The organism is Ruegeria sp. (genome assembly GCF_965199275.1).
GTDB lineage: Bacteria > Pseudomonadota > Alphaproteobacteria > Rhodobacterales > Rhodobacteraceae > Ruegeria.
Map to the genome: position 1 here is coordinate 503068 of NZ_CBDAQX010000021.1, position 19872 is coordinate 522939.

Sequence of the window (19872 nt, forward strand, 5' to 3'; positions counted from 1 at the left end):
GCGCGCAAATCCGCGCGCCCGGAGCTTTAGCCTTCGATCTTGGTCAGATCGGCAACGCTGGAACAGACCGAGCGTATCTGACTGAGCAAGTTCAGACGGTTGCGGCGCAGGATGTCATTGTCAGTATTGACCTGCACATCCTCAAAAAACGCATCCACCGGCCCGCGTAGGGCGGCCATGGCCGCCATGGCGGTCGGGAAATCCTCGGCCCTGAGCGCCGGATCAATCTGCGCCTGAGCGGCATCCAGCGCCGCGAACAGAGCCTTTTCGCTGTCGGTCTCGGCGAATTTCACATCCGCACCGTAGGAGTATTCGACCCCGTCCTTCTCTTCGGCCTGCGTCAGGATGTTGTTGGCCCGCTTGAACCCCTGCACGAGGTTTTCCCCATCCTCGGTTGTGATCACTGCGTTCAGAGCACGGGCGCGTTTGACCAGCAGGTTGAGGTCATCATTACCTTCCATCGCAATACAGGCGTCGATGATGTCGTGGCGAATACCTTCATCGCGGAGGAAGACTTTGAGGCGGTCGTGGAAAAACGACAGAAGATCGTCAGATGCATCTGGGACCTTTTTCTCAAGTTCAAGAAAAGCTGCCGCTGGCAAATCATCTACTCGGTCTCTAACCGTCTGGAATGCAGCGCCAAAGACACCTCGCTCTGCGATTTCTTCCAACAGATCAAGAACGTTAGCCTCCGGCAGCGCCTCATTGATTGCGCTTTCTGCTCGTATCAGTTGGCTATCAAAGAACCGATCCAAAGACAGCCGCAGATCGTTTTCGAGTATCAATCGAGTTACACCCAATGCGGCACGACGCAAGGCAAACGGGTCTTTCGAACCGGTCGGCTTCTCCTCAATCGCCCAGAACCCGGTCAGCGTGTCCAGCTTGTCGGCCAGCGCCACGGTCACCGAAAGCGGCGCGGTCGGTACGTCATCTGACGGGCCAAGCGGCGAGTAGTGGTCCTGTGCCACGGCGGCCACGGCGGCGTCCTCGCCTGCCGCTTCGATGTAGTAGCGACCCATAAGCCCCTGAAGTTCGGGGAATTCATAGACCATCTCAGAGCTCAGATCGGCCTTGGCCAGACGCGCGGCTTTTTCGGCCTGATCGGCATCCGCTCCGGTCACCGGGGCCAGTTCGTGGGCCAGCGCGGCGATGCGGTCGATACGTTCCGCCTGTGTGCCCAGCTTGTTGTGGAAGGTCACATTCTCCAGCGCGCAGGTCCATTGGGCGATGTCCGATTTGGCGACGCGCAGGTCGTTCTCCCAGAAGAACTTGGCATCCGCCAGACGGGCCGAAAGGACCTTCTGGTTCCCGGCCAGAATCGTCGCGCCATTGTCGGCAGTTTCGCGGTTGGCGACGGTAATGAAGCGCTCGATCCGGCCGGTTTTGGGGTTCCTCACGGAAAAGAACTTCTGATGCTCTTTCATTGAGGTCTGCAGCACCTCGGGCGGCAGGTCGAGGAATTCGTCGTCGATCTGCCCCATCAGCACTACGGGCCATTCGACCAGACCAGCGACCTCGGCCAGCAGGCCCTTGTCATCGACCACTTCCAGACCAGCGGCAAAGGTCATGTTCTGGGCATCGTTCCAGATATGTTCGGTGCGTTCCTCGGGCGACAGGACTACGAAGGCGCGTTTTAGTTTGGCGGCGTAATCCTCGAACGAGGAAACGGCAAAGCGGTTCGGGGCCATGAACCGGTGGCCCTCAGTCGTGTCACCGGATGTGATGCCTTCGACCTCAAGCGGGACAACCTGCGCACCCGTCTCATCGGTCAGAATGCACAGGATCGAGTGCAGAGGCCGAACCCATCGCATCGGACCGGAGCCCCAGCGCATCGACTTGGGCCATGGAAAGTTGCGGATCGTGGCTTCAAGCACCTCGGCCACAATCTCTGCCGCCGGGCGTCCGGGCTTTTCGATCTGGGCGAAATAGACCGCACCTTTGGGGGTGTCGCGTTCCTCTAGCTGGTCACGGGTCAAACCAGCGCCGCGCAAGAAGCCTTCGATCGCTTTGTCTGGCGCGCCGACCTTGGGGCCTTTGCGTTCCTCGCGGATCGTGGGGCTCTCGGTCAGCAAGCCTTCGACTGCCAAGGTCAGACGGCGCGGCGTAGTCAGGGCGGCGGCAGAGGCATAGGTCAAACCGGCCTCGACCAAACCATCGGTGATCCGCTTTTTCAGGTCTTCACCCGCGCGGGTCTGCATGCGCGCGGGGATCTCCTCGGAAAACAGTTCGATCAGCAGGTCGGGCATTTTCGGTCCTTAGAAATTTACGATCGTCTGGATGACGATGGCATTGGCGATATCCACAAAGAATGCGGATACAAGGGGCAGCACGATAAAGGCAATAGGCGATGGGCCATATCGCTTGGTTACTGCGGTCATATTCGCGATAGCAGTGGGGGTGGCGCCCAAAGCGAAGCCTCCAAACCCCGCAGCCAGCACCGCGGCGCGATAGTTTGAGCCCATGACCGGGAACAGTACCCACAGCACGAAAACCACTGTGAACAGGGTCTGGGCGGACATGATAACGACGATGGCCATGCCGAGTTCTGCGATGGTCCAAAGCTGAAGGCTCATCAAGGACATGGCTAGAAACGCGCCCAAGGCAAATTCCGAGATCAACGCCAGCGACGGCGTTCGCGATACCGGTGGGGCCGACGGTGCCACTAAGGCGCGCACATTGGCGATGACGATTCCCATGATCAAACATGGCACGAACAGCGGCAGCTTGAGACCGGCAGCTGAGATCGCTTCGCCCAGAGAATAACCCGCAATGATCGCGAGGTTTAGATGCAGCAAAACGCGCATGATCGACACGTGGTCGATATCGAGCGGCTTGCCTTCTGTTTCGTCCGGCAGTCCCACACTGGGCCCTTCGTCTGGACGGTCGGGGCTGAGATTGCGCCCTTCAACCAGCAACCGCGCAATCGGTCCACCAACCAGGGCGGCCAGAACCAAACCCAGCGTTGCAACGGCAACGCCAAGCTCGGTCGCGCTGTCCAACCCTGTCGCCCGCGCAACTTCGGGCGCCCATGCGATTGCGGTCCCGTGCCCTCCGATCAGCGCCGCCGAGCCGAACAGAACACCCGCCTGCGCCGGATAACCAAACATGGAAGCGCCAGCCGCACCGATCACGTTTTGCATAACGATCGTCACAAGGGTCAGGATCAGAAGCAAAAATAGTGGCTTACCGCCCGAAATCAGGTCAGACAGACGCGCGTTTAATCCGATCCCGGCAAAAAATACGACCAATAGAAAATCTCGCGTACCCAGCTCGAATGAGAGTTCAAGATCGAATATCAAATACAGCGCCAGAACGGCAAACGAAGCCAGCAACCCTCCGGTCACGGGCTCGGGGATGTTGAAATTGCGAAGTGCGGCGACGCGATCATTGATCCGTGCGCCAAGCAGGTAAACGGCAAAACCTAAGGTCGCCGTCAGAAACTCGGGGATTTCGACGACGTGCTGCATGGCGGTCTCCTTACTGCTGCGGTCTGGGTGGGCATTCCTCGCCGACCACGGTGCCATCATAGGCTTTTTCACCGCAATTGTTCAGGGAATGCCAGACAAAGCCTTGCCCATCTTCGGTGATCGCGACAATGCGGTCGACTCCGTAGTGGATATTCTTCGCGCTCATGTAGGCCTGCGCCTGCCCCGTCTTCAACGCTTCAGCCACGGCGGCCGCATCATAGCAATCAAACCAACCCGGAGCGGTCAGGGGCTCTGCATTCTCGACCGGCATGAAACCTAACAATTGTTCTTCGGAGAGATCCGTGTTGAAACAGGCCCGATACCGGATCGGAGAGCTATCGGCATCAATCGCCTGAAAAGAAGAATAGGCAATCGGCTGGGAAGTTTCGCCATCCACAGGCAACAGGGCGACGTCCTGTCCAGGCTTCGGTTCGACCTCATAATAAAAGCCGTAGACTTGCAGGTAATACATGCCCGCCCCGGCCATCACAGCCGAAAGCCCCAGAATGATCGCAAGCAATTTTCCCGTCATTGTCTTAGGCTGCCTCTTTCAAGTTCCTGAAAAATCGGACAGGTTTCGGGTGGAAATTGGAAACCACAAGGGTGTTTTCATGGAATCGACCCTCGCCGTTGGGTTCTTTGGTGCACTGTTTGCGATCATGAACCCGATCACCAACCTGCCTGTGTTCCTGAGTGTTACGCAGGACCTGCCCCCTGCGGATCAACGTAAAGTCGCGGTCAAAACCGCGCTCTACTGCCTGGTCTTGGGCGGCGCGTTCGCGGCCATTGGCAGTCAGACGCTGAGCCTGTTCGGAATCAGCGTGGACCATCTGCGCGTCGCTGGAGGGTTGGTCGTGCTGATGATCGGCCTGAATATGCTGAACGGCAACGAAAGCACCTCGCATCACGGGACGGACGGGGAAAAAGAGGCTTATCCTGCGCCCGACACGGTCGCGTTCTATCCGCTGGCCTTTCCCATTCTGGTTGGTCCGGGCACGATCACGACTCTGATCCTGTACGCGCATCACGTCAGCAAGCCGCTGTCGAGAACATTCTGAATTGTCCGGTGTAGGTAACATGCCAATTGTCCGCTTCAGTTGATTGCGCGGTGGCCCAATTCGGAGGGAGCCGTAGGCGACCGTAGATTTGGGCCACCGCGTTCGCGCCACGTCGAAGCGGGTCACGCGACTTTGTGTTTGCTATCCTCCTGTGTGATGGGTGATCCGTCAGGCTGGTAGCGGCCAATGCATCTCGGGCCGTGGAAGATGACCAGTTGACCATCGGGGTATTCGTGGACCCTGACCTTCGCCTTGACGAAATGATGACGGTGCCTGTCTGCCGCGATCTGCATGACCAGGCCCTTGTAGCGCACCGTATTGTCGTTGCCGACGACGCGGTCTTCCTGCACACACAGGGTGTCGCGCACATTGCCTGTAAACGGCACGAAGGCCGAGGTCGTATCCTCCGGCTCCTTTGCAAACAGGGCATTGTGTTCGGGAAGATAGACCTCTTTCAGGAACTGATTGGCCTCTTCAATGGTTGTGATCCCATGGGACCGCAGTTCCTGCGGCAATCGGTTCTGGAACGTGCCAAACATGCGTTCAGACCGTCCACGGGCCTGCGGTGAATAGGCCGGGATCAGCTCAATGCCGAGTTGCTGCAAGGCGCGCCCGACCTGGGTCAGATTGTCCTTGTCCACTTTGCCGCCCGCTTCGGGCGTATGCCAGTAATGAGAGCCCCGATCGGCATAGAGCGAGCAAAACAGACCTTGCGCCTCGATCACCTCTGTCAGCCCCTGAAAACTGCTCATCGTCCCTTCTTCCTCGACAAAGAATGCCGAATAAACCCGGTTGGTGGCATCGTCCATGGTGACGATCAGATCCCACCACTGACCCGGAACCCATTCATGGCTGGAGCCGTCCTGATGCAACATCATGCCAACCATCGGACGGCGGGGCCGCTTGCGCCGATGGGCACCTCGTCGGGGTGCTGCCTGAACCCGGCCGTGGCGCTGCAGTGTAAGCCGCACCCAGTTGTAGCTCTGTGTGAAACCATGGTGGGCCACCAGCTTCTCGTGGAAATGCTTCGGCGTGTAATCCCAGTACTTGGTATCAAACAGTTCAAGCATCTCCATGACCTTATCCGTGGCAACACGATTGTTGGCCAGTTTGCCAAGCCGACGGTCGTACAGACCTTCTGCACCATCCGCCTCAAATCGATCCTCCCAACGCCTGACGGTGCGCACGGATACACCCAGTATCTCAGCCGCCTGTTCTTGCGTCAGCTTGTTCGCGCTTCGCCGCGAATACACATCTTCAAACTTCATCAGTCGAACTTCCTGTAACACTTCTGCTCGGTTCATAACGCCTCCTCTCAGAGACAGAATAGAACCGGACAGATCGCATGTTACATACACCGGACATATCGCGTGTTAGCGACACACGTCAGCAAGCCGCTTGAAGCTGTTGTTTTCGCGGGTGTATTCTTGACCGTCGTCGCCTTGCTTCTGGTCACCTTCTGGAATGCCCCATGGCTGTCCAAACGTCTTTCGAGCAACGCACGCGTCATCATGAGCCGCTTCATGGGCATGATCCTGTCGGCCATCGCCATCGGCATGATTTCTGACGGCCTCAAGGCATTGCTGCCCGGATTGGCCTGAACGCTGCATCAGGCCTCGTACCCGGCGGCCTCGGTCAGGACAAACGCATCAGCGCATTGCTTGGCCAGCGCCCGGACACGGCCGATATAGGCCTGGCGTTCGGTTACCGAGATCACCCCGCGCGCGTCCAGCAGGTTGAAGATGTGGCTGGCCTTAATGCACTGATCATAGGCCGGGTGCGCCATTACGATGCGCTTGCCTGTTTTCGGATCATCATGCTGTTGCGCCAGAATGGTGGCGCATTCGGCCTCGGCCTCTTCGAAATGTCGCAGCAAAACCTCAGTGTTGGCCACATCAAAGTTCCAACGGGCGTATTCCTCTTCGGTCTGCTTGAAGATGTCACCGTATGTCAGCGGGCTGGGGGACTGAGGATCGTTGAACGGCATATCCATCACATGGTCGATGCCCAACACATACATCGCCAGACGCTCTAATCCATAGGTCAGTTCACCTGAGACCGGCGTGCAATCATGACCACCGACCTGCTGGAAATAGGTGAACTGGCTGACTTCCATACCGTCGCACCAAACCTCCCATCCTAGGCCCCACGCGCCGAGGGTCGGGCTTTCCCAGTCGTCCTCGACAAAACGGATGTCGTGCAGCTCCATGTCGATGCCGATGGCCTCGAGGCTGCCCAGATACAGCTCTTGCAGGTCCGGCGGGCTGGGTTTGATCAGAACCTGATACTGATAGTAGTGCTGCAGACGGTTCGGGTTCTCACCATAGCGCCCGTCGGTCGGACGGCGCGAAGGCTGAACATAAGCCGCGGCCCATGCCTTGGACCCCAGCGCGCGCAGGGTTGTCGCCGGGTGGAACGTCCCTGCCCCGACCTCCATGTCATAAGGCTGCAAAATCGCACAGCCTTTCGAGGCCCAATAGGTCTGAAGCCGCAGGATGATCTCCTGAAAAGAACGAGGTGCGCTGGACTGATCGGTCATGACATTCCCTTTGGGCGCGCCTGCGCCCGGTTCCGATGGGTTTGGCCCTTCCTATGCAAGGGGCCGAGGGGCGTCAACGGGCCAATAGGTCCCTGCTGTATCTGCGCTGCCACACCGCAAATTCCCCGCATTCCCACCATGGCTTTCGCCACCCGAAATCGGGTATTCTGAGCAAAAGCATCAAAACTGCATAAACGGGCAGAAAATGACACGAGTATTTACGGCAATTCTATTGTTTCTTTTGGTCGGCCTACGCGCGGCAACCGCCCAGCAAGATCAGGGCGTCTGGGTTCAGGTCGAGGCGCAGCCATCCCTGCGTGAGGCACAAGATCGTGCGCAGGATTACGCCCGCGCACTGCCTGACGTGAACGGCTTTCGCCTGGGCAGCGGTTGGTATGCCATTGTGATCGGCCCCTATCTGCGCAGCGACGCAGAACAGGTGCTGCGGGTTTACCGCGCCGAAGGACAAATTCCTCGCGACAGTTTCATCACTTTCTCAAGTTCCTTGGGCCAGCAGTACTGGCCGATCGGGGCGAATGTGTTGAACCGGGGCACCGTTGCCCCACCGGTCGAACCCGAACAGCCCACCATCGACACGCTGTCTGACGCAACCCCGCAGCCTTCGGATGAAACCCGCTCGCAGGCGTTGCAATCCGAGCGTTTGTTGACTTCTCAGGAACGCAAGGACCTGCAGACTGCACTTCAGGCTGCCGGGTTCTACAACTCGACCATCGACGGAGCCTTCGGCCAAGGTACGCGCCGGTCGATGGCCGACTGGCAGAGCTTCAACGGATATGAGGCGACCGGCGTTCTGACCACTGTTCAACGCGCTGCATTGATCGAGGACTATAACGCGCCGCTAATCAGCGTCGGAATGGCGCGATACACCGACGATCAGGCCGGGATCTCGGTCGATCTGCCGCTGGAGGCCATCGCCTTTGATCGCTATGAGGCCCCTTTTGCGCATTTCCAAAGCACCTCTGACTTGAACGCACAGGCGTTGCTGATCAGTCAGGAGGGCGGCAAATCCACCCTGCGCGCGCTTTATGAGGTGATGCAATCGCTGGAAATCGTGCCGCTTGTCGGCCCACGAGAGCTGCGCGGTGATCGCTTTACTCTGGAAGGGCGCGGCAAAGGCATCGTCTCTTACACCGAAGCGGCGCTGAAGGATGGCAAGATCAAAGGCTTCACGCTGGTCTGGCCCGAGGGCGATGAGGCCCGCCGTGCCCGTGTTCTGGCTGCGATGAAGGCCAGCTTCGCCACCACCGATGGGGTTCTTGATTCCAGCGCCGGCGCAGATGCTGAGCAGCGCGTTGATCTGGTCTCGGGCCTTCAGGTTCGCAAACCGCGCCTGTCCCGTTCGGGCTTCTTTGCGGATGCGTCCGGCACTGTCCTGACTGTGTCCGAGGCCGCCGACAGCTGCAGCCGTGTCACGCTGGAAGGCGATCAGGAGCTTCAGGTGGCCTGGACGGACGCCGATCTGGGCGTGTCTGTTCTGCGCCCGCGCAAGTCTTTGGCCCCGATCAACGTGGCCGAGTTCCGCTCAGACCAGCCGCGTATTCAGTCCGAGGTCGCGGTCTCCGGTTTCTCTTACGAAGGGGCTTTGGGGGCACCGACGCTCACCTTCGGTCAGATCGCAGACGTGCGCGGCCTGAACGGAGAAGCCGGTGTGAAACGTCTCGCTCTGGCCGCACAGCCGGGCGATGCCGGTGGTCCGGTCTTTGACGACAATGGCAGCGTTGTTGGCATGCTTCTGCCCACCCCGTCCGAAGGCCGCACCCTGCCCGGCTCGGTCAGTCTGGCGGTTTCGACCCAAGGGCTGAACGAAGTTCTGACGCAAGCCGGCATCTCGGGCCAAGCGGCGCAAGAAACGGCTGAGATCTCACCCAACGAGCTGAGCCGCCGCGCCAACGGGATGACCGTTTTGGTACATTGCTGGGACTAACAAAGTCCCGAAACTGAAAAAGCCGCTGCGCATCTGCGCGGCGGCTTTCTTGTTTCCCAACTAAAGAATGTCCGGCGTCACGTAGATCAATGTCGGTCCCGTGGCCTGAAACGCGGCTTTGACCGCCTCCTGCATCTCCTGACTTCCGACATTTTTTCGTATAAGTCATTGATATTATTATGCCTTGGTTGCCAAAAGGCACTACACGGACTTTTTTCGCCAGCGATTGTTTCGGAGTGTTGAGGGAGCTCAGGCTTTGGTCTGGCCAGTTTTTCGGGTGCGCCCGGGGGGTATCTTGAAAGGGGCTTCGTTCCAGGTCAGGCCGACGCAGGTGAGGATGCGTCTGGCATCGACCGTGGCATGGCTTGGCATGCCGTAGCGGTCAGGGGTGCCTTTGTGGCGCAGGATCGAGAGCTGCAATGCGTTCAACTCGTTGCGGATACGAGCCGGGCTCATCGGGTGTCCGAGCAGGTCCAGATGCTTGCGCAGGTGCTGCAGGCAGCAGAAGGCCATGTAGCAGATGGCGATATGGGCCCGGACCCGACGCGGCGACCAGTGATAGATGGGCCGGATTTTCAGATCGTGCTTGTTGGTGCGGAAGCAGGCTTCGATCTCCCACAACTGGTGATAGCGGGCAATGACGTCCTGTGCCTCCAGTTCGTCCGCACCATGAACAACAATGGCATGCAGCCCGTCCCATTGTGCCGCTGCCTTGATCTTTGCATCATCCAGCGTGACGTCCCCGCTGTCGGGGAAGGCCAGGAAGCGGCCATATCCCCGGCTGCTGAAGCTGCCGGGTTTGCGAGAGCGCTTGAGCTTCTTGTGCAGCTTTTCGATTGCCTTGTCGCGCTTGTGGGCATCATTGCGTGCCCGGGTGGGTGACCAGGTCACAATGACCCGCGCTCCCTCCTGGTCGATCACCTTGTACCAGCCCTTCTCGGTTGCCTCTTCAGAACCGTGTCCAGCCCAAGGCTGGCGTCCCTCCGGGCTCAAAATGTTCGCCTTCACGGCGGCCGGGGCGGACTTCATGCGATAGCCGAGGATGTAGGGCAGACCCTTGTTCTGCAACATCTGCTGGTTGTCCTTGCTGAGCATGGCGGCATCGGCCACGAACGTGACCCTGGCCACGTCGAAGCGTCCCTCCAACGCCTTCAGCGCAGCTTCCAGCGTATGACCTTCCCAGGTGTTTCCCGGGAAGAGTTCATAGCCCACAGGCAGCCCATCGGAGGTGACGATCAGCGCCAGCATGACCTGAGCGCGGTGATGCTTGCCATCCTTGCTGAAGCCCTTGGCCAGAAGATGATCCTGCTCGACCCCGTCCGCATCCTCGGCCGGGTCCTCGCGCTCGGTGTCAAAGGCCAGGGTCGTGCAATCGTAGAACAGCACGGTCACTGGCCCGCCCAGCAACTTCTCTGCCGCCGCGTGAGAGGTTTTGCAAATCCCGTCTATCACCGGCGTATTGATGTAATCCATGCTCCGATAGACCACGTCCAGATTGAGCGTGATGCCTGCCTGGTTCTCCAACGCCTCCACGGTCGCGCGCTTGCTCTCGGGCTGTGCGATCCGCGCCATAACCAGCTCTTTCACAATGCGATTGGCACTTTTACGCGCCGCCCCCAGAAGGGCCCCCCAACCCAGTTGGTCATACATCGTCCCCATGACATCCCGCAGACCCAGAGAGACCCGCGCCTCCTCACGGCACTCGGCAAGATCAACGCCAAGCTTGTCCGGCCGCGGAGCGCGGCGCACCAGCGCCTGCAGATCGGCATATTCCGTGGGCGTGAACAGTTCCATTTGCGGCGAGCGATCAATGCGTAATTGCTCCATCAAGCGGCCCGCCAGACGCTTGATATCCTCAATCTCGCTGTCGTTATGGGCCACACCCACATGGCGCAGGATCTTCTGGCGTACCTTGGAGCCGGTGCGGACGGATTCAACGATCTGGATCCGTGTGCGGTTGAGCTTTGCGTCATGTTTGGTGCGGATGAACATGGGCGAAGAGGTTAGCCATCTGAAGGCCCATGTCAATACTTTTTATAATAATGGGGCACTACAACGCGCCTCTGAGCAACCACACCTGAAAACAAACCAAAAACCCAGTCAGATCAACAAAAAGGTCGGAAGTCAGGAAAAAGCCGCTGCGCATCTGCGCGGCGGCTTTCTTGTTTCCCAACTAAAGAATGTCCGGCGTCACGTAGATCAATGTCGGTCCCGTGGCCTGAAACGCGGCTTTGACCGCCTCCTGCATCTCATCCACAGTTTTCGGAGCACTGGACAGTGCCCCGAACGCCTCGGCGAGTTTGCAGAAATCAGGATTACGCGCCACAACCGCGTTAGGCGCGATCTGGCTGCGGACCATGCTGTCCTCGATCTCTTTCAGCTTACCGTTGTCCCAGAGGATAATCGGCAAAGACAGCCCCAGCTCCACCGCCACGCCCAGCTCTTGCATCGTGTACTGGAAGCCATAATCCCCGGCGATCACCGCCGTTGGCCGCCCGCGTCGCGCCACTGCCCCACCGATGCCAGCGGGCAACGCATAGCCCAAGGTGCCAAAACCGGTCGGATGGTGCCAATGGTGGGGATAGGCCATATCCCAGACCTCTTTCGCGGCATAGGCGAATTGGGTCATGTCGGAATAGATCATGGTGTCGGCAGGCATCGCGGCGCGCAGCGCATCTGCGACGGGCACGATACCCGGACGCTCTGCATCAACCTCGGCCCGCCAGCGGGTACGGGCCTCGGCGACTTCCTCAGCCGTCCAGCCTGTCGCAGGTTTGGCGCTTTCGGTAACGGCCCACAAGGCACGGGCAAAGCTGGCACTGTCAGCCTGAATTTTAACAGCAGCGCGATGGCGATCCGACAGTACCTCAGGGTCCAAGTCGACGCGGACCAGATGCGCCGAATGGCCAAGCTCTTCCCGCCAGAGGTCAACCTCGCCCAGCTCGGCCCCAACAGCGATCACCAGATCGGCTGAAGCGATCACCTCGGCGCTGCCGGGACGAGGCAGCATCGCCCCGAAATCCAGCGGATAGTTCACACCGACCGTGCCACGCCCTGCGTAGGTGGTGAAACAGGCTGCACCCAGCTGAGTCAATATCTGCCGCCATTCGTTCGATTTGCAGCCGCCGCCCAGAATGAACAAAGGCCGTTTGGAGATGTTCAGCAAGGACACAACCGGTGCGACGTCCGGGGCAAACACCTTGGGGCGCAAGGCCGTTTGGTTCGGGAATGGCGCGGGATCGGCATCGCACTCAAGCTGTGCAATCGGCACTTGAATGTGCTTGGGCCGCGGGCGAGAGAGTTCGAATTCCTCAAACGCTCGCTCAACCAGACCATAAGCGGCCTGCGCAGTGTTCGCTTGCGCCGACCAGTCCGCAACCGTGCCCGCCGCCCCTTGCTGGTCCTTCATCTGATGCAGCTGACCGCGCTGCGCCTGCGTTTGATCGAGACAGGATGACAGCACCAGCATCGGGACCGAGTCGCTATAAGCCTGCCCCATCGGTGTCATGATGTTACACAGCCCCGGACCCGTGATAACATAGGCAACGCCTGGCTTGCCCGTTGCGCGCGCATAGCCATCAGCCATAAAACCGGCGCCCTGCTCATGCCGGGCCAACACATGGGTGATTCCGGCCTCTTCTATGCGGCGGTACATTTCCTGATTGTGGACGCCGGGAATGCCAAAAATCACATCCACGCCGCGATCCCTCAGCATATGGGAGATTTGCGCGCCAAGGGGTCTTTTCATCAGTCTCTCCAGAATTGGACGGTAAAGATTGCATAGACGGCCAGCAACTCGAGCCGGCCGACCAGCATGCCTGCGGTCAACAGCCATTTTGCGGTGTCGTTCAGGCCGGCGAAATTGCCCGCCGGACCAATCTGACTCCCCAGCCCCGGCCCGACATTGGCCAATGCCGTCGCGGCACCCGAAACGGATGTGATGAAGTCCAGCCCGGTCAGCGCCAGCGCCCAGGACAAAATCCCCATCGACAGGACGAAGAACATGAAAAAGCTCATGACCGAGGTCAGAACGTCCCGACTGACGGGGCGACCGTCATAGAGCGGTACGAACACCCCATGCGGTGACCGGATGCGTCGGATTTGCGTTTTGATGGACGCAAACAGAAGCTGATAGCGGAACACCTTGATCGAACAAGCGGTCGATCCGGCGCAGCCTCCGATCAGGCCGATCAGGAAGAACAGCATTATCGGGAAGCTGCCCCAGAGCATGTAGTCGACACTGGCATAACCAGTGCCCGAGATAATCGAGGTGATGTTGAACAACGACTCGCGCAGGGCTCTTTCCCAATGGTGCGGGAAGACCGAGGTCAGGAACACCGACATCACCACGACCAGTACCAGGATGGTTGCCAGAAAGGCGCGGATCTGACTGTCCTGCCATAGCGACGAGGTGTTGCCATTGGCCAGTTGCACATAGCGCACGAAAGGCAGTGCCGCGAGGATCATGAAAACTGAGGCCGCGTATTCCGCCGGGCCGCTGAAGGTTGCAAACGAGCTGTCGTAGTTCGAAAATCCGCCCGTTGCAATGGTGGTCATGGCGTGGACCGTCGCGTCAAAGAATCCCATTCCGACGGCCGCATAGACAAGGCCGCAGGCCAGTGTCAGGAACACGTAGATCAGCGAGATCTGGCCCGCGATCTCCTGCGCGCGGGGAAGGATTTTTCCCATGGTTTCAAACCCTTCCGAACGGAAGATTTGCATACCACCGACCCGCAGCTCAGGAAGGAAAACCATAGCCACAACGATGATCCCGATGCCGCCCAGCCATTGCAGGATACCGCGCCATAGCAGCAGGCCCTGCGGTAGGTCATCCAGACCCGAAATCACGGTCGATCCGGTGGTGGTCAGGCCAGACATCGCTTCGAAATACGCGTCGACAAAGCGCAGCTCGGTCTCGCCAAACAGAAACGGAATTGCTCCGAACACCGGCAGCGCGACCCAGACGCCCGAGGTCAGCAAAAAGGTCTGACGGATAGTCAGACCTTCGCCCACACCATTGGCGCAGCTCAGCGCAAGGACAACGCCGGTCAGTACGGTGATGATCGCGCTTTCAAGAAAGACATGCCACTCGCCCCGCCCCTCGATCATGTCGGCAAGCATAGGCAGCAGCATGGTCGCCCCCAGAATGGCGACCAGCATGCCAATCACATATCCGACCGGGCGAAGATCCATCATGACGCGCAGCGTTGGCGCGCCAGCACGACCGTGTCAAGCAGATGACCCCGATTACTCGTCGGATTTCGCTACGACCTTGGGCATCGCGGGCGGTTTAGACGGCGCGCGCGTCTTGCGAGGGGCCGGTTTAGGGGACTCTGTCGTCGCTGCAGCCGCTTTGGCCGGTGCCGCACTTGGTGCCTTGGCCGCGGGTTTTGGCGCAGTCTTGGGGGCCGCCGGAGTTTTGGCCGGTGCCGCCTTTTTAGCCACGGTCTTTGCCGGAATTGCCTTGGCCGCAGGTTTAGGTGTTGCGGGCGCAGGGGCAGCCTTGGCCGCGGGTTTGGATGTCGCCGGTGCAGGCGCTGCCTTGGCAACTGTTTTGGGCTTTGCTGCTACTGGGGTAGCCTTAGCAACCGGTTTGGGCTTTGCTGCCGCCGGCGCAGCCTTAGCCGCCGGTTTAGGCGTTGCAGGTGCGGGGGCAGCTTTGGCGGCTGCGGGTTTTGCCGCTGGGCGTAGTTTGGCGGTGAATTTTGCAACCGGTTCGGCCTTAGGCTTCGAAACGGCGGGTTTGGGCTGCGCCTTCTTGGCAGTCGAGGCCCGCTTGGCCGGAGCAGGTTTTGCAGCCGGTTTGGCAACAGGTTTAGGTGCCGTCGCACGTTTTGCTGCAGGTTTGGCCGGCGCTGGCTCCGATGCCGTGTTGCGCAGCGCGTGCAAGGGCGCCATCGGCAGTTCCATGGCCGACCGGGCCATGATCTGCATAATCTTCATCTGGCTGACCACGGCGTATCCAGCCACGCGCATTGCAGCCGCCTGCAGCTCCAACGGTTGGGAAATTGGGTTCATGACATGTCTCTCCTGTAAATGCGATGCAGCCGGAACACTGAGAGAGGGATGCCCAGTCCGCGCCGATCACTCGGGCGGTTGGCGGGGTCTTGCAGTCCAAGGTGTCGCACTTCTCGGCTTCCTTCCGGGGGCGGCACACCCGCATAGACGGGCAAGCGGCAGCTGCATTCCCTGCCTTCATAGCCCATTTACTGCGCAGACGCAGCAAATTTCGCTGCATTGCGGCGAAAAAGCGCTGTTTTGGAAAAGACGCGGCTAAATTTTCCGCATCTCCGGAGGGTTAGCCCACGTGGAATAAGGTCGTGAACAGACGCGGATCAAGGCTGGAGGTCGCAAATGTGGGCCCTTCCGTCAGGATCGAGACCGCATCATGGCTATGCAGGCTCTCCTGATGGCTGGCGATCACACGGAAATCGCCGACGTGATGATCGGCCAGCAATTCGGCACAGAAGAGGCGCGCAGCATCTTCGACAAAGATCGGATTGGCCGCGTTCAACTCGGCAAAGGCCTGTTCATCCTCGCGTTTGACCATGACCTGTGTTTCCGTCGGTACCGCACGGCGGCACAGCTCGATCAGGTCTTCAAACCACAGGCAATCAGCGTCGCAATCCACCAACACTGAAACCCGCGCGACCGAGCGCTGCGAGTGCGGCGTTGCCAACTGTCCGCGCTGAGACCGGGCGTGCTCGCTCAGTTCCAGCGAGCAAGGACAGGTCGAGGAATAGACATAGTCCAGATGCATGATCTTCTGGCGCACACCGTTCTGTTCGATCAGTTCCAGCGCGATGTCGTAATACTGGTAGCCCTTGAGGCCAGAGCGCAGGCTTTTCACCTTGGCCGGATAGGAAAAGCGCATCTGTAGGCGCGCGTCGAAACTGTCGAGGTCGGTCAGATAGTCGCTCAGCGCGGCTTCCATCACCTCAAAGCTGAAGGTCCGCTCGGCGTGTTTGTAAAAGGACCGCATGATGCGAGACATGTTGATGCCCTTCTTCTCGGCCTCAAGGCTCACCGTGCCGGTGACCGAAGTCTCAAGCGTCAGGTCGTCCCCATCCTTGCGGTGAAAACGGATCGGCAGGCGAAAGTTCGAGATGCCCACGTGCTGGATCTGCTGCTTGGCCCCCCGGATCAGGCTGGACGGGCCGTTTTGCAGGTCGGGCAATGTGGCCCGATAGGCCTCGTCCGCGACAAAACCTTCGGGATATTCACGTGACAGAGACGGATAGTTCACCGCCGACATGCCGGGCACGAGCCGCGCCAAGGACGGGTCAAGCTGGATGATCTCGGCCGCAGGCGCGGTCTTGGCCCATTGCCGCAGCAATTTCAGCGCTTCAGCGGCCTGTTCCCGGTTTGGGGCGTCGTCGATGTCACGGGGGTGAACATTCATAGGCTGAGGTTCCTCGGTTGGCCGTCGAAATTCAAACGGCTGAAGTTCAGTATCCAGTTTAACCCGATACGGGCCAATTAACAGGATGGATCGAAAAAACCCAGCGTAAATCCGGCATTCTGCGCGCGGCAGCGACACATTGCTTCACCAGTCTCCGTGGATCAGAGAGGCAGATTGCACCACCTCTCTGCCTGTAACGTGACCGGTTTGAGGCGTTTTCTACTGCCCCTGCGAAACCTCCAACGCGTGTTGGATATCGGCCAACAAGTCGTTGGCATCCTCAAGACCAATCGACAGGCGGATCAGACCGGGTGTGATGCCCAGTTCTTCTTTCTGTTCATCACTCAGACGCTGATGGGTTGTGGTTGCAGGATGGGTCGCGATGGATTTCGCATCCCCCAGATTGTTCGAGATCACCGGGATCGTCAGCGCATTCAGAAATGCAAATGCTGCGTCCTTGCCGCCCTTGATGTCCAAAGACAGCACGGTTCCGCCCTTGCCCCCCAGTTGCGTCTGCACCAGAGCGTTCTGCGCATGGGTTTTCAGACCCGGATACAGCGTCCGCTCCAGCGCCGGATGACCTTCCAGCGCCTCAGCCACGGCCTGCGCCGTTGCGGCCTGCGCGTTGACCCGTAGCGCCATCGTCTCGAGACCCTTCAGCATGATCCACGCGCTGAACGGACTGAGTGCGCCGCCGGTATGTTTCATGTAGGGCTCGACCGTGCCACGGATGAAGTCCTTGGTGCCAAGGATCACCCCGCCCAGCGCCCGGCCCTGCCCGTCAATATGTTTGGTCGCCGAATAGATCACCACATCCGCGCCCTGCTCGACCGCGCGCGAGAACACCGGGGTCGAGAACACGTTGTCCACCAGAACCAAAGCTCCGATCGAATGGGCCAGTTCCGCAACGGCAGCAATGTCGATCACCTCAAGCGTCGGGTTCGACATGGATTCGAAGAACACGGCCTTTGTGTCCGGGCGGATCGCCGCCTCCCACTGGTCAAGATCGGTGCCATCGACAAACGTCACCTCGACACCATAGCGGGTCAGGATGTTTTCCAGAATGAACAGACACGACCCGAACAGCGCCTTGGCCGAGACCACATGGTCCCCCGCTTTCAGCATCGAGGTCAACGCACCATTGACAGCTGCCATGCCGGACGCCGTGGCAAACGCATCCTCGGCCCCTTCCAGCGCCGCGATACGCTGTTCGAACATCGACACTGTCGGGTTGCCATAGCGGGCATAGATGAACTCATCCGGGCCACATTCCAGGAACCGGGCCTCGGCCTGCTCGGCTGTGTCATACACGAAGCCCTGGGTCAGGAAGATCGCTTCGCTCACCTCATTGTACTGACTGCGACGGATGCCGCCATGGACGGCTTGGGTGCGTTTGGTCCAGTTCTCGCTCATGTCATTCCTTTCGGCCTCAATCCCCGAGGCGCATCAAAAAAACCCCAGACGCGGTCAAGCGAAAGGGGCCTTTCATCCTGACCTTTTAGCGGTGTTGTTTAGCGTGGCCCGCAATCCGGTAACAAATCGCCACGTGGTGTTGTTGCCCTTACGCCGCAGTTGCGAATTCGTCAAGCCTGACACCTGCAACGTCACGGTTCTGTAATCGTTCATTCACGGAAACGTCATAGCGCCATGACAAAGCGACACCACAACATCTTGTATGAGGCAGAGCTATGCCAGTAGTCAGGATCAACGCTGTTAATGGACGTGCTGAGTTGCATGGTAGTTCCCGACCCTTGATCGGGGCTGTGCAAGAGGCCCAGCAATCCGACGGACCAGTCATTATCATGACCCACGGATACAAGTATCGGCCCGACGATGCAGGTGCCTGCCCACACCGGCATATTCTGTCGCTGCATCCCAAGGCGATGCCCTGGTACAGCCCCAGCTGGCCACAACATCTGGGCTTTGGTAGCGGGTTTGAGGACGAAGGTCTTGCCATTGCCGTTGGTTGGGACGCGCGGGGCCCGCTCTGGTCAGCGCAACGTCGTGCCGTTGAAGCGGGCAAGGTACTGGCTGACGTCATTCGGGATGTGCATCACTTGAACCCAAAGCGTCCGATCCATTTCATCGGCCATTCCATGGGTATCGAAGTGGCGCTGGAGGCTCTGCATCACATTCCACCCGGCGCGCTCAGCCGGATTATTTCTCTCACCGGGGCTGCCTATCAATCCCGCACCGTCACGGCCCTGACTACACCTGCCGGTCGCGCGGCTGAGTTCATCAATATCATCAGCCGCGAGAACGATCTATTCGACTTTCTTTATGAAACCTTCATCCAGCCACCCCGTCGTGGCGATGTCAGCATTGGCGCGGGCCTGACGGCACCAAACTCGGTCACATTGCAGATCGATTGCCCTGCCACGGTGGATCACCTTGTAGAAAAGCGTGCAATTTTGACCCCCTAAGCGGGGAAATCGGCGTCCAAATTTGACCCCTCCCTATGGTTGTAGACATCCTTTTCATTGGGGAATTATATACTTAAGTAACATTTTTTGTAGTGGACTGTCGCATATTGACGCGATAAAAACGAAAACCGCGCAAGGTATTTTAGCACTCTGCGCTCTCTTTAATCAGGCTTCTTGATACTCATTGGCCGCATGAATGCAGCCCTGATTTCATCCAATGACATTTCAGGCATGTCGATTTCTTCTTCCAACTCAGCCTTGGTCGGTTGATATTTGTTCGATCTGATGTGCAGATCGGCGGGTTCAGGCAGGTCTGCATTGTAACGTTGGTTTGTCATGCGAATTCCTAAATTGAATACATTGGTTTTAGCCGAGAAGTTCTCGCAAGCGGGTTTGGATTGGTTCAATTTTAGCCAGTTCGGTCAACAAAAACTCTACGTTGTCGGGGCCGTCGGCCTGACGCGCCCGCACAATACTGTCGTAATCAATTTCCAACAAATCACAAAACTCCCGACCTGTCATTGCCTCATCGATTGAAATTCTCTTCTTGAATCCTTCCCAGATCGCTTGCTTGTCTTCTTGATTGAAAGCACAAAAGTGTGCCTGGAACCGATATTGAATATGCTGGGCGTTGCGTTGAATGAACCCGTGCATTGACTGCCTCTCTGCGCTAGCTTTTTTTGTGTCGAACACATGACCGTCCTTCAACTCAACTATATGGCAGTTTTGCTCGCCTTTTCGGCGCTTGAAAACCATAAAGTCAGGCTCTGATCCCGAAAAATCCAAGGTCCGACTTCGTTTAATTTCACGTTTTCGGGCAAGCAACACGCCCTCAGGCATGATTTCTTGTTCCAAAAAGGTGTCCAGATTAGGGATGTTGGGAACAGCTTCCACGATCATCGATTCCAGTTCTGACCCCGATGAGATTACAGCTGACTGTATCTTGCTGGCCAATTCACCTAACGCTTCATTCCCAAACAACCGGGCGTAAGAACCAGATGTGTTCTTTGGTTTGGCATCCCGTAATCGTGCCATAAT

The 19872-nt window shown here is 58.6% G+C and carries 17 protein-coding genes and 1 riboswitch; of the genes, 4 read left to right on the forward strand and 13 right to left on the reverse strand.

From position 1 onward, the window contains the following. Positions 1 to 26 precede the first annotated feature (26 nt). The 3 genes from glyS to ACOERD_RS17225 are packed head-to-tail and all read right to left on the reverse strand — an operon-like array spanning position 27 to position 3999. Positions 27 to 2246 carry a glycine--tRNA ligase subunit beta gene (gene glyS, locus ACOERD_RS17215; protein WP_419739853.1) on the reverse strand — a complete coding sequence of 740 codons (2220 nt, stop codon included), beginning with the start codon at positions 2244 to 2246 and terminating at the stop codon, positions 27 to 29. 9 nt (positions 2247 to 2255) lie between these two features. Beyond that, positions 2256 to 3467 (reverse strand): sodium/glutamate symporter, encoded by a 1212-nt coding sequence (gene gltS / locus ACOERD_RS17220; RefSeq protein ID WP_419739854.1) that lies wholly within the window; start codon positions 3465 to 3467, stop codon positions 2256 to 2258. Between the two features lie 10 nt (positions 3468 to 3477). Then, positions 3478 to 3999 carry a DUF6446 family protein gene (locus ACOERD_RS17225; protein ID WP_419739855.1) on the reverse strand — a complete coding sequence of 174 codons (522 nt, stop codon included), beginning with the start codon at positions 3997 to 3999 and terminating at the stop codon, positions 3478 to 3480. 79 nt (positions 4000 to 4078) lie between these two features. On the opposite strand from ACOERD_RS17225, the gene ACOERD_RS17230 reads away from it, so the two are divergent. Then, the gene (locus ACOERD_RS17230; RefSeq protein WP_419739856.1) at positions 4079 to 4525 is read left to right on the forward strand and encodes a MarC family protein; all 447 of its coding nucleotides are present in this window, start codon (positions 4079 to 4081) and stop codon (positions 4523 to 4525) included. A 122-nt stretch (positions 4526 to 4647) separates the two neighbouring features. Here the strand turns inward: ACOERD_RS17230 and ACOERD_RS17235 are convergent, their stop codons facing one another. Next, the gene (locus ACOERD_RS17235) at positions 4648 to 5829 is read right to left on the reverse strand and encodes an ISNCY family transposase (RefSeq protein WP_419737631.1); all 1182 of its coding nucleotides are present in this window, start codon (positions 5827 to 5829) and stop codon (positions 4648 to 4650) included. 66 nt (positions 5830 to 5895) lie between these two features. On the opposite strand from ACOERD_RS17235, the gene ACOERD_RS17240 reads away from it, so the two are divergent. Next, on the forward strand, positions 5896 to 6126 hold the full coding sequence (locus ACOERD_RS17240) for a MarC family protein (protein ID WP_419739857.1): 231 nt from the start codon (positions 5896 to 5898) through the stop codon (positions 6124 to 6126). Between the two features lie 8 nt (positions 6127 to 6134). Here ACOERD_RS17240 and ACOERD_RS17245 read toward each other — a convergent pair whose 3' ends face one another. Further along, entirely contained in the window at positions 6135 to 7064 is a 930-nt protein-coding gene (locus ACOERD_RS17245; protein ID WP_170376388.1) for a glycine--tRNA ligase subunit alpha, read from the reverse strand. A gap of 205 nt (positions 7065 to 7269) precedes the next feature. On the opposite strand from ACOERD_RS17245, the gene ACOERD_RS17250 reads away from it, so the two are divergent. Next, on the forward strand, positions 7270 to 9009 hold the full coding sequence (locus ACOERD_RS17250; protein ID WP_419739858.1) for a serine protease: 1740 nt from the start codon (positions 7270 to 7272) through the stop codon (positions 9007 to 9009). 249 nt (positions 9010 to 9258) lie between these two features. Here ACOERD_RS17250 and ACOERD_RS17255 read toward each other — a convergent pair whose 3' ends face one another. From ACOERD_RS17255 to metZ, 6 genes are all read right to left on the reverse strand, one after another. Further along, complete coding sequence (locus tag ACOERD_RS17255) at positions 9259 to 11001, reverse strand: IS1634 family transposase (RefSeq protein WP_419737624.1); 1743 nt, start codon at positions 10999 to 11001, stop codon at positions 9259 to 9261. Between the two features lie 181 nt (positions 11002 to 11182). Further along, entirely contained in the window at positions 11183 to 12757 is a 1575-nt protein-coding gene (locus ACOERD_RS17260) for a 5-guanidino-2-oxopentanoate decarboxylase (RefSeq protein ID WP_419739859.1), read from the reverse strand. Beyond that, positions 12757 to 14205 carry a TrkH family potassium uptake protein gene (locus ACOERD_RS17265; protein WP_170487681.1) on the reverse strand — a complete coding sequence of 483 codons (1449 nt, stop codon included), beginning with the start codon at positions 14203 to 14205 and terminating at the stop codon, positions 12757 to 12759. Before ACOERD_RS17265 ends, ACOERD_RS17260 begins: the two co-directional genes overlap by 1 nt. A 51-nt stretch (positions 14206 to 14256) precedes the next feature. Further along, entirely contained in the window at positions 14257 to 14985 is a 729-nt protein-coding gene (locus tag ACOERD_RS17270) for a hypothetical protein (RefSeq protein ID WP_419739860.1), read from the reverse strand. A 322-nt stretch (positions 14986 to 15307) separates the two neighbouring features. Further along, a complete protein-coding gene (gene folE2, locus ACOERD_RS17275) occupies positions 15308 to 16411 on the reverse strand; it encodes a GTP cyclohydrolase FolE2 (RefSeq protein ID WP_419739861.1) in 1104 nt (367 codons plus the stop codon). A gap of 219 nt (positions 16412 to 16630) precedes the next feature. Further along, on the reverse strand, positions 16631 to 17824 hold the full coding sequence (metZ, locus tag ACOERD_RS17280; RefSeq protein WP_419739862.1) for an O-succinylhomoserine sulfhydrylase: 1194 nt from the start codon (positions 17822 to 17824) through the stop codon (positions 16631 to 16633). A gap of 65 nt (positions 17825 to 17889) precedes the next feature. After that, positions 17890 to 17967, reverse strand: a riboswitch (SAM riboswitch). Positions 17968 to 18099: 132 nt separating this feature from the next. Between metZ and ACOERD_RS17285 the strand changes: the two genes are divergently transcribed. After that, positions 18100 to 18834: a DUF726 domain-containing protein gene (locus tag ACOERD_RS17285; protein ID WP_419739863.1), complete on the forward strand. Its 735-nt coding sequence runs from the start codon at positions 18100 to 18102 to the stop codon at positions 18832 to 18834. Positions 18835 to 18995: 161 nt separating this feature from the next. Here the strand turns inward: ACOERD_RS17285 and ACOERD_RS17290 are convergent, their stop codons facing one another. Together ACOERD_RS17290 and ACOERD_RS17295 are read right to left on the reverse strand one after the other, a co-directional pair. Continuing rightward, positions 18996 to 19172 (reverse strand): hypothetical protein, encoded by a 177-nt coding sequence (locus ACOERD_RS17290; RefSeq protein WP_419737675.1) that lies wholly within the window; start codon positions 19170 to 19172, stop codon positions 18996 to 18998. A gap of 28 nt (positions 19173 to 19200) precedes the next feature. After that, the gene (locus ACOERD_RS17295) at positions 19201 to 19869 is read right to left on the reverse strand and encodes a hypothetical protein (protein ID WP_419737676.1); all 669 of its coding nucleotides are present in this window, start codon (positions 19867 to 19869) and stop codon (positions 19201 to 19203) included. Between the last annotated feature and the right edge of the window lie 3 nt (positions 19870 to 19872).

Bases quoted from the DNA above. Each gene is read 5' to 3' on its own strand.
- glyS (WP_419739853.1), bottom strand. From the start codon at position 2,246: ATGCCCGACCTGCTGATCGAACTGTTTTCCGAGGAGATCCCCGCGCGC.
- gltS (WP_419739854.1), bottom strand. From the start codon at position 3,467: ATGCAGCACGTCGTCGAAATCCCCGAGTTTCTGACGGCGACCTTAGGT.
- ACOERD_RS17225 (WP_419739855.1), bottom strand. From the start codon at position 3,999: ATGACGGGAAAATTGCTTGCGATCATTCTGGGGCTTTCGGCTGTGATG.
- ACOERD_RS17230 (WP_419739856.1), top strand. From the start codon at position 4,079: ATGGAATCGACCCTCGCCGTTGGGTTCTTTGGTGCACTGTTTGCGATC.
- ACOERD_RS17235 (WP_419737631.1), bottom strand. From the start codon at position 5,829: ATGAACCGAGCAGAAGTGTTACAGGAAGTTCGACTGATGAAGTTTGAA.
- ACOERD_RS17245 (WP_170376388.1), bottom strand. From the start codon at position 7,064: ATGACCGATCAGTCCAGCGCACCTCGTTCTTTTCAGGAGATCATCCTG.
- ACOERD_RS17250 (WP_419739858.1), top strand. From the start codon at position 7,270: ATGACACGAGTATTTACGGCAATTCTATTGTTTCTTTTGGTCGGCCTA.
- ACOERD_RS17255 (WP_419737624.1), bottom strand. From the start codon at position 11,001: ATGTTCATCCGCACCAAACATGACGCAAAGCTCAACCGCACACGGATC.
- ACOERD_RS17260 (WP_419739859.1), bottom strand. From the start codon at position 12,757: ATGAAAAGACCCCTTGGCGCGCAAATCTCCCATATGCTGAGGGATCGC.
- ACOERD_RS17265 (WP_170487681.1), bottom strand. From the start codon at position 14,205: ATGATGGATCTTCGCCCGGTCGGATATGTGATTGGCATGCTGGTCGCC.
- ACOERD_RS17270 (WP_419739860.1), bottom strand. From the start codon at position 14,985: ATGCGCGTGGCTGGATACGCCGTGGTCAGCCAGATGAAGATTATGCAG.
- folE2 (WP_419739861.1), bottom strand. From the start codon at position 16,411: ATGAATGTTCACCCCCGTGACATCGACGACGCCCCAAACCGGGAACAG.
- metZ (WP_419739862.1), bottom strand. From the start codon at position 17,824: ATGAGCGAGAACTGGACCAAACGCACCCAAGCCGTCCATGGCGGCATC.
- ACOERD_RS17285 (WP_419739863.1), top strand. From the start codon at position 18,100: ATGCCAGTAGTCAGGATCAACGCTGTTAATGGACGTGCTGAGTTGCAT.
- ACOERD_RS17290 (WP_419737675.1), bottom strand. From the start codon at position 19,172: ATGACAAACCAACGTTACAATGCAGACCTGCCTGAACCCGCCGATCTG.
- ACOERD_RS17295 (WP_419737676.1), bottom strand. From the start codon at position 19,869: ATGGCACGATTACGGGATGCCAAACCAAAGAACACATCTGGTTCTTAC.